Below are 18,699 nucleotides of genomic sequence, written 5' to 3' on the forward strand. Positions count from 1 at the left end.
GCTGCCCAGCTCCAGCAGCGACAGACCCGGCCGCGCCCGGTTGTCGAAGTAACCGGCCCGCATGCCGCTGCCGTGCAGGGCGATCACCACGGCCCTGGGCGCCTGCCCCGCCCCGGGTTCGGCGAGCAGCCCCGACAGCCGTACTCCGTCGCCGCCGTCGAGCGTCAGCTCCTGCGGGCCGGACGGGTCCGGTGGGGCGAGCGCGGGGGAGTCCGGACGGGTGAGCCCTGGCGGCGATACGGCCTGCACCGGGGGTACCTCCTGTCGTGGGCGGCGGGGTGAGGAGCGGCGGCGCGGTGACGAATGGTGCGGACATGCCTTTCTACCAAGCCGCCCGCGCGATCGCCGTGGCATCCGGCGCCGGTGCGGCGCGGCGGACCGGCCCGGCGGCTCAGCGGGCGTCGCCCTCCGCCGGGTGCCGGACGGCCTTCCACCAGCCGGGGTGGTCGCGGTACCAGGCGACGACGTCGGCGAGTCCTTGCTCGAACGGGATCCGCGGGGCGTAGCCCAGCTCCGCGCGGATCTTGCCGTCGTCCAGGGCGTAGCGCAGGTCGTGCCCCTTGCGGTCGGGCACGTGCCGCACCCGCGACCAGTCGGCGCCGCACAGCGCGAGCAGCCGTTCGGTGATCTCGCGGTTGGTGCGTTCCTCGCCGCCGCCGATGTTGTAGACCTCGCCCGGCCGGCCCCGGTCGAGCACCAGCGCGACGGCCCGGCAGTGGTCGTCGACGTGCAGCCACTCGCGCACGTTGCGCCCGTCGCCGTAGAGCGGCACCGGCCGGCCCTCCAGCAGGTTGGTCACGAACAGCGGGATCAGCTTCTCGGGGTGCTGGTAGGGGCCGTAGTTGTTCGAGCAGCGGGTGATCGACACGTTCAGGCCGTGTGTGCGGTGACAGGCGCGGACGAGCAGGTCCGAGGACGCCTTGGAGGCCGCGTAGGGCGAGTTGGGCAGCAGCGGGTGGTCCTCCGTCCAGGAGCCCTCGGCTATGGAGCCGTAGACCTCGTCGGTGGAGACGTGGACGAACCGCTCGGTGCCGGCCGCGAGGCAGGCGTCCAGCAGGGTCTGGGTGCCGGCCACGTTGGTGCGGACGAACTCCGACGCCGACCGGACCGACCGGTCCACGTGCGACTCGGCGGCGAAGTGCACCACCGCGTCGTGCCCGGGCAGGATCCGCTCCAGCAGCTCCGGGTCGCAGATGTCACCGCGCACGAACTCCAGCCGGGGGTGCGCCGCGGGCAGGTTGTCCCGGTGGCCGGCGTAGGTGAGCTTGTCGAGGACGGTCACCCGGGACGCCTCGTGGCCCAGGTAGCCGCCGTCGAGCAGCGTGCGCACGAAGTGGGAGCCGACGAACCCGGCTCCGCCGGTGACCAGCAGCCTCATGCCGTCGCCTCCCGTGCGGTGCGGGCGGGGGTGCGTGGTGTCATCGGTGCTCCTGTGAACGGTCGGGTCCTCGGAGGCAGTATGAGCGGGAACCGGAGCCTCCCGCCGCCCGGCCCCCGCCCGGCCCGTACCGCCCGCACCCACGCGACACCGGCCCGCCGGAAGAGCCGCAGGGCTGCTCCGGCGGGCCGGCTGCCGTACCCGGGATGTGCTCAGGCCAGCAGTTCCACCTCCGCCAGGGTGGACTCGCCGTCCAGGACCAGGCGGTAGCGGGTGTACGTGCCCGGCGCGGCGATGGTGAAGGGGCGGGTCTGGCGGTCCCAGGCGAACGTCTCACCGGTGCGGCGGTCCAGGGTGTGCCAGGTCGTGCCGTCGGCGGAGCCCTGGAGGGTCCAGCCGGACGGTGCGGTGGTGTGGTCGGCGCCCGAGGTCAGCGTGTACCGCACGGGCCGTACGGCGCCCCGGGCCGGCAGGTCGGCGGAGGTGAGCGTCGCGCTCGTCGCCGACGTGTCGTCGAACAGCGGCCCCGGGCCCGCCAGGACGTCCGCGGGCGGCTCGGGCACCTTGTCGCCGCGGGTGATCGAGACCGGTGCCGCGTTCTCGCCCGTGCCCCAGGCCGACGGCCGCGGGCCCATGGCGAAGTCCAGCACCCCGCCCTCGGCCAGCAGCGAGTGGGGGAGCGAGGTCGACGTCCAGGGGCGGCCATTGACCCTCAGGCCCTGCACGTAGACGTTCTCCGCGCTGTTGCGCGGTGCCCGCACCACCAGGTCCCGCCCGTTCTCCAGGTGCACGGTCGCCTTCTCGAACAGCGGGGAGCCGACGGCGTACTCGCCGCCGCCCATCACCAGCGGGTAGAAGCCGAGCGCGGAGAACAGGTACCAGCCGGACTGCTCGCCGTTGTCCTCGTCGCCGTGGTAGCCCTGCCCGATCTCGCTGCCGGTGTACAGCCGGGACAGCGCCTCGCGCACGTACGCCTGGGTCTTCCACGGCTGGCCGGCCGCGTCGTACATGTACAGGACGTGGTGGGCGACCTGGTTGGAGTGGCCGTACATGCCCATCCGGACGTCCCGGGCCTCGGTCATCTCGTGGATGACGCCGCCGTAGGAGCCCACGTAGTCCGGGGAGGCGGTCTCCGGGGTGGCGAAGTAGGCGTCGAGCTTGTCGGCGAGGCCCTGCCGGCCGCCGTAGAGGTTGGCCAGGCCCCGGCTGTCCTGCGGGACGGTGAAGGCGTAGCCCCAGCCGTTGGTCTCGGTGTAGTCGTAGCCCCACACCCGGGGGTCGTACTTCGCGGAGTCCACCCGCCAGCCGCCCTTGGCGTCCCGGCCCTGGAAGAAGCCCGCCTTGGTGTCGAACAGCTTCACGTAGTCACGGGCGCGGTCGAGGAAGTACCGCGACTCCTCCAGATAGCGCCGCTCGCCCGTCTTCTTGTACAGTGCCTCGCCCATCTTGCCGATGCCGTAGTCGTTGACGTAGCCCTCCATCGCCCAGGACAGGCCCTCGTGGGTGTCGGTCGTGGTGTAGCCGAGGAAGGGGGAGGTGGCCATGCCCTTGCGGCCCACGCCCGGCGCGGGCGGGACGACGGTGGCGTTCTTCACGGCCGCGTCGTACGCCGCCTTCGCGTCGAACGTCACGCCCTTGACGTAGGCGTCGGCGAAGGCCACATCCGAGGAGGTGCCGGTCATCAGGTCGGCGTAGCCAGGGGAGGACCAGCGGGAGGTCCAGCCGCCGTCCTTGTACTGCTGCACGAACCCGTCGACCAGTTCCCCGGCCTGAGTGGGCGTCAGCAACGAGTAGGCGGGCCAGGTGGTGCGGTAGGTGTCCCAGAAGCCGTTGTTGACGTACACCTTGCCGTCGACGACCTTCGCGCCGGTGTGCGTGGGGGTGTCCGGGCCCGGCATGGGGGAGAACGGGGACGCGTAGCGGTCCTTGCCGTCCACCTTCTCGAAGCCGGAGTTGGGGTACAGGTACAGCCGGTACAGACCGGAGTAGAGCGTGGTCAGCTGGTCCTCGCTCGCGCCCTCCACCTCGACCTTGCCGAGCAGCTCGTCCCAGGTGTGCCGGGCGCGCGCCTTCACGGTGCCGAAGGACGTGCCCTCGGGGATCTCCCGGCGCAGGTTCTCCCTCGCCTGGTCGACGCCGATCAGCGAGGTCGCCAGGCGCAGGGTGACCGTGCGGTCGGCGCCCGCGGCGAAGCGCAGATAGCCCTTCACCCCGCTCGCCGCGCCGTCCGTCACCGGCCTGTCGAACTCGCCGTACACGAACAGCCGGGTGGCGCCCGCGGACAGGCCCGACTTCACGTCCGAGTAGCCGGTGACCCTCCCGTGCTCCTTGTCCAGGGTCAGCCCGGCCTGCTCGGTGACGTTGTCGAACAGCACGCTCGCGTCGTCGCCGGGATAGGTGAAGCGCAGCACGGCCGCGTGGTCGGTCGGGGTCATCTCGGCCTTGAGACCGTTCTCGAACCGGACCCCGTAGTAGTAGGGCCGCGCGGTCTCGTTCTCGTGCCGGAAGGCCAGTTCGCGTGCCTCGCGTCCGGTGTCCGGGGTGCCGGCCGCGGCCGACGGCATCACCTGGAAGGTCTGCCGGTCGCCCATCCACGGGCTCGGCTCATGGCTCGCGCTGAACGCCTGGATCGTCGGCAGGTTGTCCGCGTTGTTCGCGCGCGCGTACTCGTACAGCCAGCTCAGCGACGACGCGTTGGTCACCGGCGTCCAGAAGTTGAAGCCGTGCGGCACGGCGGTCGCCGGGAAGGTGTTGCCGCGCGAGAAGCTGCCGCTGGAGTGGGTGCCGCGGGTGGTCAGCGCGTAGTCCGCGAGATGTGCCTTCGGTCTGGCGGGCGCCACCGGCTTCAGGGACACGTCGTCCACCCAGCCGCGGAACTTCGCCGGGCCGTCCGGGGAGTCGTAGGCCACCAGGATCCGGTCGACGGTCTTCCCGGCCGCCACCGACCCGATCCGCGCGGTCACGTCGTTCCACTGGTTGACGTACAGCGCCTTCGCCGCGCCCTGCCCGCGCGGGGAGAGCGGGAAGCCGTGCCGGTCCCGGGCGCCCAGGCCGCTGAGGTAGGTGCCGTCGGTGAAGGCCAGGTCCACGGATACATAGGTGGCGTCGTAGTCGCGGTCGCCGTCGGCCATCGACGGGAAGATCCGGTACGCCAGCTCGGTGTCGTGGCCGACCCGTACGTTCACGTCGAACACCTTGTTGGACGAGTAGGCGCGGCCGTCCGCCGTGTGCCGGCCGGCGTAGCGCAGGGCCCGCCTCCCGGTGAACCCGGCCCGCGCCTTGGCGGTCGGGGAGCCGCTGGGACCCTTGTCCACCAGGGTCAGCATGTCCTGCGGCACCGGCCCGCCGCCGCCTCCGGTGGAGAACTGCACATCGGCGAGCTGGAGGATGTCCGGCGCGCCGTTGTTGCGCGTCACCTCCAGCCGGAAGTGCTGGTAGACGGCCGGTTCGGCCAGGTCGTAGGACTTGGTCAGATACCGCTCGGAGAAGGTCTCGCCCGAGCGGGTGTCGAGCGTCGTCCAGTGCGTGCCGTCGGCGGAGCCCTCGAGGGTCCAGTCCCTCGGGTCGCGCTCGGCGTAGTCGTTGGCGGAGGTGAGCGCGTACGTCCGGAGCGTGACCGGCTTGTCCAGGTCGAACTCCGCCCAGCCGGACGGCTCGAAGGTCAGCCACTTGGTGCCGGGCTCGCCGTCGACCAGGTTCTCCTTGACCTCGCCGGCGCCCGCGTTCTCGCCGCCGGCCCGGACCTCGGTGACATGGTCGGTCGCATTGCCCGGGATGCCGGTGCTGTAGCCGCCGTCGACGCCCGCCGCCCGCTTGCTCCCGTCCGGGCCGGTGTCCACGGTGTTCAGCCAGTCCGGGGCCGGCTCGCCCGCCTCGAACGAGGACGCGAACTCCCGGTCGGGCGCCGCAGGGCCGGCCGGCAGGGCGACCGCCGCGCCCTGCGCGCCGACGGCCATGACGAAGGCGGCCGTGAGGACGGCCGCCGGACCCCATCTGTGCCGAGTTCTCCGCTGCATCTACGGATTTCCCCTCCTGCGCCCCTTCGGACAACGTTGTCAGCTACGGGCGCAGGAACCAGTAGGTGGTCAAGTGGTCCGTGATGTCAAGGGCGTTGGCCGTGGCATTCAGGGAGTAATGTCGCGAATTTTTCCTGCGCGGCACGTGTCGCGGGCGCATATTTCCGGCAGGTCTCAACTCGGAAAAGACCCATGGGGAACCCTGCACTCGATCTTGTCCGCGAGGGTTAAGTGGACTATACCTGTCGGCGTTTCCCGCACGACCCTGCACGACCCGACCTGCGGTGCCGGCAAGGATCCGGTTCACCGCCTGAGTCCTGGAGAAGGCGAGGACTTGAGCATGGGATCCACTGCGCACCACCGTGCCGAAGGTGTCGGCCGCCGTGATCTGATCAAGCGCTCGGCGGCGCTCGGTCTGGTCGCCACGCCGGGGATGGGCCTGCTGTCAGCCTGCGCGAGCAGCGGCGGCGACGGACAGAGCAAGGCCGAGCAGGGCAAGAAGACCGCCAAGAACCCGCTCGGTGTCAACGACACCGCCGGGATGGAATTCGTCCTCTTCGACGGCGGCTTCGGCAAGGAGTACGCCGAGGACGCGGTGAAGGTCTACGAACACGACTTCCCCAAGGCCAAGGTGAAGTTCGCGGCCACCCAGAAGATCCAGTCCACCCTCCAGCCCCGCTTCAACCAGGGCACCCCGCCGGACCTCATCGACAACTCCGGCGCCGAGCAGATGGACATGGGCGTCCTCGTCGGCAAGAACCAGCTCGCCGACCTCACCCCGCTGCTGGACGCGCCGTCGTACGACGACCCGAAGAAGAAGGTCCGCGACACCCTGCGCCCCGGCATCGTGGAGATGGGCCAGTTCGACGGCGACCCGGTGTGGATCCTGTACTACGCCTACACGGTCTACGGCGTCTGGTACTCGCAGAAGGCCCTGGACTCGCTGGACGCGGCGTACCCGGAGACCTGGGACGACATGCTCGCGCTGTGCGCCAAGGCCAGGAAGAAGGGCATCGCGGGCTGGACCTACGCGGGCAAGTACCCGTACTACATCCCCTTCTCGCTGTACCCGATGATCGCCAAGGTCGGCGGGCGCCAGGTGCTGGACGCCATCGACAACCTGGAGCCGAACGCCTGGAAGCACCCCGCGGTCAAGGCCTGCTTCGAGGCGTACTACGAGCTGTACAAGAAGGGCTACATCCTCCAGGGCACCCCGGGGCTGGACCACATCCAGTCGCAGACCGCGTGGGCCAAGGGCAAGGCGCTGTTCCTGCCGAACGGCTCCTGGGTGGAGAACGAGTCGGCCAACGTCATCCCGCCCGACTTCGGCCTCGCCGTCTCCGCGCCCTCCGGTCTCGACGCCTCCGACCGGATGCCGTTCGGCACCATCTGGGCCTCCGGCGGCGAACCCTTCGTCGTCCCGGCCAAGGCGAAGAACGCCGAGGGCGGCATGGAGCAGCTGCGCATCATGCTCTCCGAGGCGTCCTCGAAGAACTTCACCGCCAAGGTGAAGTCGCTGACCGCGTTCAACGGCGGCACCTCCGGCATCACCCTCACCCCGGGCCTGAAGTCGGGTGTGGCGGCGCTGGAGAAGGCCGGGAGCAACGTGGTGAACCCCCGGCTGCAGGACTGGTACGTGCAGTTGCAGAAGGAGAAGATCGGTGTGTCCGGCCTCGGCGAGATGATGGCCGGCCGGCTCACCCCCGCCGAGGCGATCAAGAAGATCCAGTCGTTCGCCGACGAGGCGGCCAAGGACTCCTCCATCAAGCACTACAAGCACCAGTAATCCGGCACCCTGACAGCACCGGAGTGGCGATGCGGCACGGCAAATACCGGTTCATCGTGGGGTTTCTGGCACTGCCCCTGGGACTGTACGCGCTCTTCGTGGTGTGGCCGTTCATCCAGTCCATCTACTACTCGTTCACGGACTGGACGGGCCTCAGCCCCGATTTCAAGATGGTCGGGTTCGACAACTACGCAAGGATGCTCGACGACGACATCTTCTGGAAGTCGTTGCGGCACAGTCTCCTGTTCGCTCTGGTGCTGCCGGTGGTGACGCTCGGGCTGGCGCTGTTCTTCGCCTTCATGATCAATGTGGGCGGCCGGCGGAGGAAGGGCGGCCCCGCCATTTCCGGGGTGCGGGGCTCGGCCTTCTACAAAATCGTCTATTTCTTTCCGCAGGTCCTCTCGATCGCGATCGTCTCGCTGCTGTTCGCCTTCGCGTACAACCCGGACAGCGGAGCGGTCAACTCACTGCTGCGCGGCATCGGCCTCGACGGCGTGCAGCCGCTGTGGCTGGGCGATCCCGACCTCGCCCTGTGGTGTGTGATGGCGGTGCTCGTGTGGTCCACGGTCGGCTTCTTCGTGGTCCTGTTCTCCGCGGGCATGGCCTCGATCCCGGCCGAGCTGTACGAGGCGGCGCTGCTGGACGGCGCGAACCGCGCCACCACCTTCTTCCGCGTCACCCTGCCGCTGCTGTGGGACACGGTGCAGTCCGGCTGGGTCTACATGGGCATCCTCGCCCTCGGCGCGGAGTCGTTCGCGGTCGTGCAGATCATGACGACCGGACCGGGCGGGCCGGACTACTCGACCACCGTGATGGTCCTGTACGTGTACCAGAAGGCGTTCCGGGACGGTCAGGCCGCGTACGCCACCACCATCGGCGTCGCCCTGCTGGTCGTCACGCTCGCGTTCGCGGCGATCGTGATGCGGCTGGGCCGTCGCGAGCGGCTGGAGTTCTGAACCGATGAAGACGACCGAGACCCCCGCCCCGCCGCCGGCCGAGTCCGGCGCCACCGTCCACAAGACGGACCAGCACCCGGCCGCGCGCCGGCCCTCCGGGCGGCAGCGCGAGGGGACCGTCCTCAACGTCTTCTCCCACGGCGTCCTCGTGATCTGGGCGATCATGGTGGTCATGCCGCTGGTGTGGGCGGTGATGACCTCCTTCAAGGACGACGGCTCCATCTTCGGCTCGCCCTGGTCCCTGCCGGACCGGCTGCACTTCGGCAACTGGGCCCGGGCCTGGACCGACGCCCACATGAGCGACTACTTCCTGAACACCGTCCTGGTGGTCGGCGGCTCGCTCGTCGGCACCCTGGCGCTGGGCTCGATGGCCGCCTATGTGCTGGCCCGGTTCGACTTCCCGGGCAACCGCTTCATCTACTACCTGTTCGTCGGCGGCATGAGCTTCCCGGTCATGCTCGCGCTGGTGCCGCTGTTCTACGTCGTGAACAACATGGGCCTGCTGAACACGATCCACGGCCTGATCCTGGTCTACATCGCCTACTCGCTGCCGTTCACGGTGTTCTTCCTCACGGCGTTCTTCCGCACCCTGCCCACATCGGTGGCGGAGGCGGCCTTCGTGGACGGCGCTTCGCACACGCGTACGTTCTTCCAGGTCATGCTGCCCATGGCCAAGCCCGGCCTGATCAGCGTGGGCATCTTCAACTTCCTCGGCCAGTGGAACCAGTACATGCTGCCCACGGTGCTGAACACCGACCCGGACAAGAAGGTGCTCACCCAGGGGCTCGTCCAGCTCGCGGTCAGCCAGGGCTACAAGGGCGACTGGTCCGGCCTGTTCGCGGGCCTGGTCATGGCGATGCTGCCGGTGCTCGCGGCGTACATCGTCTTCCAGCGGCAGGTGGTGCAGGGGCTGACCGCGGGGGCGCTGAAGTAACCCCGGCCGGCGGGCGGGGACACACCCCGTGATTGCGCGTGCGCACACCGTCCCGGTGTCTCGGGACGGTGTGCGCCGCCATGCCGGGGTACCCGGAAACGGTTCAACCTCTTGACGTGAGTCGCCCCGAACGGCTCAGCTTAGAGTTCACTAGTTGGACATACACGGGGCCTCGCCGAAGCGGCCCCGCGCTCAGGAGGTCGTCGTGGAGACTCCAGGGTCGCAGTCGTCACTGCACCGAGCCAACCTGGAGCGGGTGGTCCGGGCCGTACGGCTGGCCGGGTCCCTCACCCAGGCGGAGATCGCGCGGACGACCGGGCTGTCCGCCGCCACCGTCTCCAACATCGTGCGGGAGCTGAAGGACGGCGGAACCGTCGAGGTCACCCCCACGTCGGCGGGCGGGCGGCGGGCCCGCAGCGTCAGCCTGAGCGGGGACGCCGGCATCGTGATCGGGGTCGACTTCGGGCACACCCACCTGCGCGTGGCGGTCGGCAACCTCGCCCACCAGGTGCTCGCCGAGGAGGCCGAGCCGCTGGACGTCGACGCCTCCGCCGACCAGGGCTTCGACCGGGCCGAACAGCTGGTCAACCGCCTCGTCGCGGCGACCGGCGTGGACCGGACCAAGGTGGCCGGCGTCGGCCTCGGCGTGCCCGGCCCGATCGACGTCGAGTCAGGCACCCTCGGCTCCACCGCGATCCTGCCCGGCTGGGGCGGCACCAAGCCCGCCGAGGAACTGCGCGAGCGGCTCGGCGTACCGGTGCACGTGGACAACGACGCCAACCTCGGCGCCCTCGGCGAGCTGGTCTGGGGCAGCGGCAAGGGCGTGCGCGACCTGGCCTACATCAAGGTGGCCAGCGGTGTCGGCGCCGGTCTGGTGATCGACGGCAAGATCTACCGGGGCCCGGGCGGCACGGCCGGCGAGATCGGGCACATCACCCTGGACGAGTCCGGCCCGGTCTGCCGCTGCGGCAACCGCGGCTGCCTGGAGACCTTCGCGGCGGCGCGCTACGTCCTCCCGCTGCTCCAGCCCAGCCACGGCCCCGACCTGACCATGGAGGGCATCGTCCGGCTGGCCAGGGACGGCGACCCGGGCTGCCGCCGGGTGATCGCCGACGTAGGCCGGCACATCGGCAGCGGAGTGGCCAACCTCTGCAATCTGCTGAACCCGAGCCGGGTGGTCCTCGGCGGCGACCTCGCCGAGGCCGGGGAGCTGGTGCTCGGACCCATCAGGGAGTCCGTCGGCCGCTACGCCATCCCCAGCGCCGCCCGTCAACTGTCCGTTCTCCCCGGGGCACTTGGCGGCCGGGCCGAGGTGCTGGGCGCGCTCGCCCTCGCCCTCAGCGAGATGGGTGATTCCACCCTTTTGGACGGCGCCCTGCAGGTCACGGCGCCTGCCTTCACTTAGAGAACGGATGGCACCGTTGCCATCTCGTTAAGGATTTACTTCTTGACGTCGCACGTGTGGCCGAGTTGACTTCCAGCCACCTCGGCCGCAACGACGCGGCCTCGTCAGGGAGGTTTCTCAAGTGAACGCACGTATGCGTCGTGCCGCCGTTGCCGTTGCCGCGGGTGCGATGGCCGTCTCGCTGGCCGCCTGTGGCAGCGCCAAGGAGTCGAAGGGCAACGACGACTCCTCGGCCGCGTCGGCCCCCAAGAAGGGCGACGACATCACGGTCGGCCTGCTCCTTCCGGAGAACAAGACCGCGCGGTACGAGAAGTTCGACCGGCCCATGATCGAGCAGAAGGTCAAGGAGCTGACGAACGGCAAGGGCAAGGTCGAGTACAACAACGCCCGCCAGGACGCCAACCTGCAGGCCCAGCAGGTCGACACCATGATCACCAACAAGGTGGACGTCCTGATCATCGACGCGGTGGACGCCAAGGCGATCCAGAACTCCGTCAAGAAGGCCGTGGACCAGGGCATCAAGGTCGTCGCCTACGACCGCCTCGCCGAGGGCCCGATCAGCGCCTACACGTCCTTCGACAACGTCGAGGTCGGCAAGACCCAGGGCGAGGCCCTGCTGAAGGCGCTGGGCGACAAGGCCACCAAGTCCTCCAAGGTCGTCATGATCAACGGCTCGGTGACCGACCCCAACGCCAAGCAGTTCAAGGACGGCGCGCACTCCGTCCTGGACGGCAAGGTCACCATCGCCAAGGAGTACGACACCAAGGAGTGGGCGCCGGACAACGCCAACTCCGAGATGGAGGCGGCCATCTCCGCCGTCGGCAAGAAGAACATCGCGGGCGTCTACTCCGCCAACGACACCATGGCCGGCGCCATCATCACCGCCCTGAAGGCCGCGGACCTGAACATCCCGGTGACCGGCCAGGACGCCGAGCTGGCCGGTGTGCAGCGCATCGTCACGGGCGACCAGTACATGAGCGTGTACAAGTCGTACCCGAAGGAGGCGCAGACCGCCGCCGAGATGGCCGTCGCGCTCGCCAAGGGCCAGAGCCTGGACTCCATCGCCAAGGACAAGGTCTCCAGCACCAGCGCCAAGGACATCCCGTCCGTGCTGGTCCCGGTCGTGTCCCTCACGAAGGACAACATCAAGGACACCGTCGTCAAGGACGGCATCTACACCGTCGACGAGATCTGCTCCGGCAAGTACAAGGCCGCCTGCGACAAGCTCGGCCTGAACAAGTAAGCGGCACCCGGTCCTTTCCCGGCCGCCGGCGTTCGACCCCTGAACGCCCGCGGCACGGACGACGACCGGCCGCACCCCCGCTCCTCCGGCGCCCCGGCGCATTCACACAGCCCCGCAAGCTCGGCCCGGGGTGCCGGACGGAACTCCCTCCCCCCAAACTTCTGCACAACCTCCCGCCGGGTCAGGCGGCGAAGGAGATGGTTCACGTGTCCGCTACGCCCGTGCTGGCGTTGCGCGGGGTCTCCAAGCGGTTCGGTGCCGTTCAGGCGCTCACCGACGTAGAGCTCGAGATCCACGCCGGTGAGGTGGTCGCCCTGGTCGGCGACAACGGCGCCGGAAAGTCCACGCTGGTCAAGACGATCGCCGGCGTCCACCCCATCGACGAGGGGGCCATCGAATGGGATGGCAAGCCCGTGTCGATCAGCAAGCCGCACGACGCCCAGGCACTGGGCATCGCGACGGTCTACCAGGACCTCGCGCTGTGCGACAACATCGATGTCGTCGGCAACCTCTTCCTCGGCCGTGAGCTGAGGAAGTGGGGCGTGCTGGACGAGGTCGAGATGGAGCGCCGCGCCCGCGAGCTGCTCACCACGCTGTCCATCCGCATCCCCAGCGTGCGCATCCCGATCGCCTCGCTCTCCGGCGGCCAGCGCCAGACCGTGGCCATCGCCCGTTCCATGCTCGGCGACCCCAAGCTGGTCATCCTGGACGAGCCCACCGCCGCCCTCGGCGTCGAGCAGACCGCCCAGGTGCTCGACCTGGTCGAGCGGCTGCGCGAGCGCGGCCACGCCGTCATCCTCATCAGCCACAACATGGCGGACGTGAAGGCGGTGGCCGACAAGGTCGCCGTCCTGCGCCTCGGCCGCAACAACGGCGTCTTCGAGGTCAAGTCGACCTCGCAGGAGGAGATCATCTCCGCCATCACCGGCGCCACCGACAATGCCGTGACCCGCCGTGCCGCGCGCACGTCCAGCGCGAACGGGGAGGCTTCCCAGTGAGCATCGACAAGACCTCCGCCACCGACCCCGGCACGACGTCCGCACAGGACGCGGCCCCGGTCGAGAACCCCGAGGCCGCCGCCGCCGCGGTCACCGCCGTCGACCCGCGCCTGCTGGTGCAGGAAGAGGGCCTGCTCGGCTACTGGAACGAGTTCAAGCGCAAGATGAAGGCCGGCGAGCTGGGCTCCCTGCCGGTCGTCGTGGGCCTGGCGATCATCTGCGTGATCTTCCAGGTGCTGAACTCCAACTTCCTGTCCGCGCAGAACATCAACGACGTGACGATCACGATGGTCGGCACGGGCATGATCTCCGTCGGCATCGTCTTCGTGCTGCTGCTCGGCGAGATCGACCTCTCGGTGGGCTCGGTCAGCGGCGCGGCCAGCGCCCTGATGGCCGTCCTCGCGGTCAACCAGGGCTGGCCCGAGTGGGCGGCCGTCCTCCTCGCCATCGCCGCCGGCGTCGCCATCGGCGCGCTGCACGGCTTCTTCTTCGCGGTGCTCGGCGCCCCCGCCTTCGCCGTCACGCTGGCGGGCCTGCTGTTCTGGCTCGGCTTCATGCTGAAGGTGCTGGGCGAGGACGGCACGATCAACCTGGACGGCGAGGGACTGGTCGCCAAGCTGACCACGTACTACTTCTCCGACATCGCCGCCGCCTACGGGCTCGCCGTGATCGTCGTCGCGGTGTTCTTCCTCACCTCCTTCCTCGGCAACCGGCGCCGCGAGGCCGCGGGCATCCCGGCCCGCCCGCTGAGCGACACGGTGCTGCGCACGGTGCTGCTGGCCGTGGTCGCCTTCGCCGCCGCCTACATGTACAACCAGTACAAGGGCCTGCCGCTGGCCACGGTGATCTTCCTGGTGTTCCTGGTCGCCACCGACTTCCTGCTGCGGCGCACCACCTACGGCCGCAAGGTCTTCGCGCTCGGCGGCAGCGTCGAGGCGTCCCGGCGCGCGGGCATCAACGTCACCGCGGTCCGGATCTCCGTCTTCGCGATCTCCGGCGGGTTCGCCGCGATCGGCGGCCTGTTCCTGGCCTCGAAGATCGCCTCGGCCAACCAGAGCGCCGGCACCGGCGACCTGCTGATGAACGCCATCGCCGCGGCCGTCATCGGCGGCACCTCGCTCTTCGGCGGGCGCGGCCGGACCTGGAACGCGCTGCTGGGCGTGCTGGTGATCGTCTCCATCCAGTACGGTCTGCAGCTCCAGTCCATCGCGGAGCCGGTGAAGTACATGATCACCGCCGCCGTTCTGCTGACCACCGTCGTGATCGACTCCATCACGCGCAAGACGCAGAAGACCGCGGGCCGCGCCTAGCGCCCGCCCGCCCCAGGGGCGCGGAACGACCGCGTGACCGGCCCGTCGTGGCCGGTCACGCGGCCGACCGCGCCCCTTCGGGGTGCCCGTCGGGCCCGGCATTAGACTCGGGCGAGCCCGGCAACAGCTCGATCAGCTCTAGTTCAAGGAGGCACGGGTGCCGCTGCTGACCCGCATCAGGGGACCGCGCGATCTGGACCGGCTCAGCCTGGAGGAGCTGGACCAGCTGGCAGAGGAGATCCGTACCTTCCTCGTCGACGCCGTCTCCAAGACCGGCGGCCACCTCGGCCCGAACCTCGGTGTGGTGGAGCTGACCATCGCCCTGCACCGGGTCTTCCACTCGCCCGAGGACAAGGTGCTGTGGGACACCGGCCACCAGTCCTACGTGCACAAGCTGCTCACCGGCCGGCAGGACTTCTCCCGGCTGAAGATGAAGGGCGGCCTGTCCGGCTACCCGGCGCAGTCCGAGTCCGAGCACGACGTCATCGAGAACAGCCACGCCTCCACCGTGCTCGGCTGGGCCGACGGCATCGCCAAGGCCAACCAGCTGCGCCGGCGCGATCACCACGTCGTCGCCGTCATCGGTGACGGCGCGCTCACCGGCGGCATGGCCTGGGAGGCGCTCAACAACATCGCCGAGGCCAAGGACCGCCCGCTCGTCATCGTCGTCAACGACAACGAGCGCTCCTACGCCCCGACCATCGGCGGCCTCGCCAACCACCTGGCGACCCTGCGCACCACCGACGGCTACGAGCGCTTCCTCGCCCGGACCAAGGACATCCTCGACCGCACCCCGGTCGTCGGCAAGCCGCTGTACGAGACCCTGCACGGCGCCAAGAAGGGGCTGAAGGACTTCATCGCCCCCCAGGGCATGTTCGAGGACCTGGGCCTGAAGTACGTCGGCCCGATCGACGGCCACGACATCGAGGCGCTGGAGTCCGCGCTGGCCCGCGCCAAGCGGTTCGGCGGCCCGGTGATCGTGCACTGCCTGACCGAGAAGGGCCGCGGCTACCAGCCCGCCCTCCAGGACGAGGCCGACCGCTTCCACGCCGTCGGCAAGATCCACCCGGACACCGGGCTGCCGATCAGCTCCTCCGGCGCCGACTGGACCTCGGTCTTCGGCGAGGAGATGGTGAAACTGGGCGAGGAGCGCGAGGACATCGTCGCGATCACCGCCGCCATGCTCCAGCCGGTCGGTCTCGACAAGTTCGCCAAGCGCTTCCCCGACCGGGTCTACGACGTCGGGATCGCCGAGCAGCACGGCGCCGTCTCCGCGGCCGGCCTCGCCTACGGCGGGCTGCACCCGGTCTTCGCCGTGTACGCCACCTTCCTCAACCGCGCCTTCGACCAGGTCCTCATGGACGTGGCCCTGCACAAGTGCGGGGTGACCTTCGTGCTGGACCGGGCCGGGATCACCGGCACCGACGGCGCCTCGCACAACGGCATGTGGGACATGTCGATCCTCCAGGTGGTGCCCGGGCTGCGGCTGGCCGCGCCGCGCGACGCCGACCAGGTGCGCGCCCAGCTGCGCGAGGCCGTCGCCGTCGAGGACGCGCCGACCGTGGTGCGCTTCTCCAAGGGCGCCGTCGGCCCCGCCGTACCCGCCGTGGGCCGGGTCGGCGGCATGGACGTCCTGCGCGAGCCCGGCACCGACCGGCCGGACGTCCTGCTGGTCTCCGTGGGCGCCCTCGCCCCGATGTGCCTGGAGATCGCCGCGCTGCTCGACAAGCAGGGCATCTCCACCACCGTGGTCGACCCGCGCTGGGTCAAGCCCGTCGACGAGGCCATGGCCCCGCTGGCCGAACGGCACCGGGTCGTCGTCACCGTCGAGGACAACAGCCGGGCCGGCGGTGTCGGCTCCGCGATCGCCCAGGCCCTCAGGGACGCGGGCGTGGACGTACCACTGCGCGACTTCGGCATCCCGCCGCGCTTCCTCGACCACGCCTCGCGCGCCGAGGTCATGGCCGAGATCGGGCTGACCGCGCCCGACATCGCCCGCCAGGTCACCGGGCTGGTCGCCAAGCTCGACGGCCGGTTCGAGCGCCCGGCCGACGCCGTGGACTCCGTGGAGACCGCGCGCGACTAGCGAGCGCCCCCCCCGCAGGCCGGTCCCGCCGCCTCCCCGGTGGCGGAACCGGCCTGTTTGCGTGAACCTGCCTGTGCCGGGGCAAACCGCACCACCGGCCCTCTCGATCATGTCGAGGCCGGCAAGCGTGGGAGGTGGGTTCGTGAGCAGCACGCTGTTCCGGACGAAGAACGTCGAGCAGTCCATCCAGGACACCGAGGAACCCGAGCACGCGCTCAAGAAGTCGCTGTCCGCCCTCGACCTGACCGTCTTCGGCGTCGGTGTCATCATCGGCACCGGCATCTTCGTCCTCACCGGCACGGCGGCGAAGAACACCGCCGGTCCCGCGGTCTCGCTGTCCTTCGTCATGGCCGGCGCCGTCTGCGCGCTCGCCGCCCTCTGCTACGCCGAGTTCGCCTCCACGGTCCCGGTCGCCGGCTCCGCCTACACCTTCTCCTACGCCTCGCTCGGCGAACTCCCCGCCTGGACCATCGGCTGGGACCTGGTGCTGGAGCTGGCGCTCGGCACGGCGGTGGTCGCGGTCGGCTGGTCCGGCTACATCCACTCGCTGCTCGACAACTGGGGCTGGCACCTGCCCGCGGCGCTCGGCGGGCGGGACGGCGCCACCGGCTTCGGCTTCGACATCCTCGCCGCCGCCCTCGTGCTGCTGCTCACCGCCATCCTCGTCGTCGGCATGAAGGTGTCCGCCCGGGTCACCTCGGTGGTCGTCGGGGTCAAGGTGGCCGTCGTCCTCGTCGTGATCGTCGCGGGCGCCTTCTTCGTCAAGGGCGCCAACTACGACCCGTTCATCCCCAAGGAGCAGCCCGCCGTGGCCGGCGGCAACCTCAAGGCGCCCCTGATCCAGCTGATGTTCGGGTGGGCCCCCTCGCACTTCGGGGTCATGGGCATCTTCACCGCCGCCTCCGTGGTCTTCTTCGCCTTCATCGGCTTCGACGTCGTCGCCACCGCCGCCGAGGAGACCCGCAACCCGCAGCGCGACGTCCCGCGCGGCATCCTCGGCTCCCTGGTCATCTGCACCGCCCTGTACGTCGCCGTGTCGATCGTCGTCACCGGTATGCAGAAGTACAGCTCGCTGTCCGTGGAGGCGCCCCTCGCCGACGCGTTCAAGGCCACCGGGCACCCCTGGTACGCGGGCCTGATCAGCTTCGGCGCCGCCGTCGGACTGACCACCGTGTGCATGATCCTGCTGCTCGGCCAGTCCCGGGTGTTCTTCGCGATGAGCCGCGACGGGCTGCTGCCCCGGTTCTTCTCCCAGACCCATCCGAGGTTCCGCACCCCCTACCGCTCGACCATCCTGCTCGGCGTCGTCATCGCGGTCGTGGCGGGCTTCACCAGCCTCAGCGAACTGGCCGAGCTGGTGAACATCGGCACCCTCTTCGCCTTCGCCGTGGTGGCGCTCAGCGTGATCATCCTGCGCCGCACCCGCCCCGACCTGCCCCGGGCCTTCCGCACCCCGCTGGTCCCGCTGGTCCCCGTGCTGTCGGTGCTCGCCTCGCTGTGGCTGATGCTGAACCTGCCCGCCGAGACCTGGCTGCGGTTCGCGCTCTGGATGCTGATCGGTTTCGTCGTCTACTTCCTCTACGGCCGCTCGCACAGCCGGCTCGCCCTGCGCGGGCCCGCCCCGCCCGGCGGGACCCCGCCCCCGCCCACCTGACCGGCGGCGACACCCCCGGCACCCGTATGTCCTTCGCCGCCAGGCGCCAGGGCCCCCGATAGCGTGCCGACCATGTTCGCCGCCCCGCTCGCCCCCGCCCGGACCACCACCACCCGGACGGCGTACTGGACGCGGCTGCTGCCCCTGCTGGCCGCGCTGGCCTGCGTCACCCGGATCCCCTCCTTCGTCCGCCCGCTGTGGAACCCCGACGAGGGCTACCTCGCCGTCGAGGCCCGGCTGCTCGCCCAGGGCGGCCGGCTCTACGAAACGGTGGTGGACCGCAAACCCCCGCTGCTGCCCTGGCTGTACGAGGCCGCGTTCGCGCTGTGCGGCTCCGGCTCCCTGTCCCCGCTGCGGATCCTCGCCGTGCTCGCGCAGCTGCTCACCGCCGTGCTGCTGGCCTCCCTGGCCCGGCGCCACTGGGGCGGCAAGGCGGGCCGCACCGCCGGGGTGCTGTATCTGCTGGTGTCGGTGGGGCTGAACCCGGAGGACGCGCAGGCCGCCACGTTCGAGGTGTTCATGCTGCCCTGGACGGCCGCCGCCGTGTGGTGCGCGGACCGGGGGCGCTGGGGTGCGGCCGGCACCGCCGTCGCCGCCGCGTTCCTGACCAAGCAGACCGGCGGTGCGGTCTTGCTGCCGGTGCTCTGGCTGCTGCACCGGCGCGGTGCCGTCCGAACCGGCCTGCCCCGGCTCACGGCCGGGTTCGCCGCCCCCGTGCTCGGCGCGGCGCTGCTGACGGACCCGGCCGGCTTCCTGTTCTGGACCGTGACCGGCTCCGCCGCCTACGCCGGCGTCTCCGGCTCCCCGCTCCACATCCTCGGCCGCGCCCTGGCCAACACCGCGCTCCTCGCGGCCGCCTTCGCCGGGCTGCTCCCGCCGATCGCACGGGCCCTGCGCGACCCCCGCGCCCGGGCGGCCGAGCCGTGGCTCTGG

Annotated in this window: 12 protein-coding genes and 1 pseudogene; 10 read left to right on the plus strand and 3 right to left on the minus strand. The window is 70.3% G+C overall.

What is annotated here, in order from left to right:
- From H5J33_RS05280 to H5J33_RS05290, 3 genes and pseudogenes are all read right to left on the minus strand, one after another.
- Positions 1-249, minus strand: a pseudogene (locus H5J33_RS05280) (hypothetical protein); the annotation flags it as partial.
- 142 nt (positions 250-391) lie between these two features.
- Positions 392-1,378, minus strand: coding sequence for a dTDP-glucose 4,6-dehydratase (gene rfbB, locus H5J33_RS05285; protein ID WP_181793597.1), 987 nt, complete (start codon positions 1,376-1,378; stop codon positions 392-394).
- Between the two features lie 212 nt (positions 1,379-1,590).
- Positions 1,591-5,394 (minus strand): GH92 family glycosyl hydrolase, encoded by a 3,804-nt coding sequence (locus H5J33_RS05290; protein WP_258564891.1) that lies wholly within the window; start codon positions 5,392-5,394, stop codon positions 1,591-1,593.
- A 340-nt stretch (positions 5,395-5,734) separates the two neighbouring features.
- Here H5J33_RS05290 and ngcE point away from each other — a divergent pair, with 340 nt between their 5' ends.
- From ngcE to H5J33_RS05340, 10 genes are all read left to right on the plus strand, one after another.
- Positions 5,735-7,180 (plus strand): N-acetylglucosamine/diacetylchitobiose ABC transporter substrate-binding protein, encoded by a 1,446-nt coding sequence (gene ngcE, locus H5J33_RS05295; RefSeq protein ID WP_181793598.1) that lies wholly within the window; start codon positions 5,735-5,737, stop codon positions 7,178-7,180.
- Positions 7,181-7,209: 29 nt separating this feature from the next.
- Positions 7,210-8,136 carry a carbohydrate ABC transporter permease gene (locus tag H5J33_RS05300; protein WP_181793599.1) on the plus strand — a complete coding sequence of 309 codons (927 nt, stop codon included), beginning with the start codon at positions 7,210-7,212 and terminating at the stop codon, positions 8,134-8,136.
- Between the two features lie 4 nt (positions 8,137-8,140).
- Positions 8,141-9,070, plus strand: coding sequence for a carbohydrate ABC transporter permease (locus H5J33_RS05305; RefSeq protein WP_181793600.1), 930 nt, complete (start codon positions 8,141-8,143; stop codon positions 9,068-9,070).
- A gap of 205 nt (positions 9,071-9,275) precedes the next feature.
- Positions 9,276-10,475, plus strand: a complete 1,200-nt coding sequence (locus H5J33_RS05310; protein WP_030606849.1) for an ROK family transcriptional regulator — start codon at positions 9,276-9,278, stop codon at positions 10,473-10,475.
- Between the two features lie 133 nt (positions 10,476-10,608).
- A complete protein-coding gene (locus H5J33_RS05315; RefSeq protein WP_181793607.1) occupies positions 10,609-11,718 on the plus strand; it encodes a sugar ABC transporter substrate-binding protein in 1,110 nt (369 codons plus the stop codon).
- A gap of 197 nt (positions 11,719-11,915) precedes the next feature.
- Positions 11,916-12,716 carry an ATP-binding cassette domain-containing protein gene (locus H5J33_RS05320; RefSeq protein WP_181793601.1) on the plus strand — a complete coding sequence of 267 codons (801 nt, stop codon included), beginning with the start codon at positions 11,916-11,918 and terminating at the stop codon, positions 12,714-12,716.
- The gene (locus tag H5J33_RS05325; RefSeq protein ID WP_181793602.1) at positions 12,713-14,026 is read left to right on the plus strand and encodes a sugar ABC transporter permease; all 1,314 of its coding nucleotides are present in this window, start codon (positions 12,713-12,715) and stop codon (positions 14,024-14,026) included. The genes H5J33_RS05320 and H5J33_RS05325 overlap by 4 nt, the downstream gene beginning before the upstream one ends.
- 157 nt (positions 14,027-14,183) lie before the next feature.
- A complete protein-coding gene (dxs, locus tag H5J33_RS05330) occupies positions 14,184-16,112 on the plus strand; it encodes a 1-deoxy-D-xylulose-5-phosphate synthase (protein ID WP_181793603.1) in 1,929 nt (642 codons plus the stop codon).
- A gap of 142 nt (positions 16,113-16,254) precedes the next feature.
- Positions 16,255-17,766, plus strand: a complete 1,512-nt coding sequence (locus H5J33_RS05335; protein WP_181793604.1) for an amino acid permease — start codon at positions 16,255-16,257, stop codon at positions 17,764-17,766.
- 72 nt (positions 17,767-17,838) lie between these two features.
- A partial coding sequence (locus H5J33_RS05340) for a glycosyltransferase family 39 protein (protein WP_181793605.1) occupies positions 17,839-18,699 on the plus strand: 861 nt, incomplete at its 3' end.

The organism is Streptomyces sp. WELS2 (genome assembly GCF_013870595.1).
Lineage (GTDB): Bacteria > Actinomycetota > Actinomycetes > Streptomycetales > Streptomycetaceae > Streptomyces.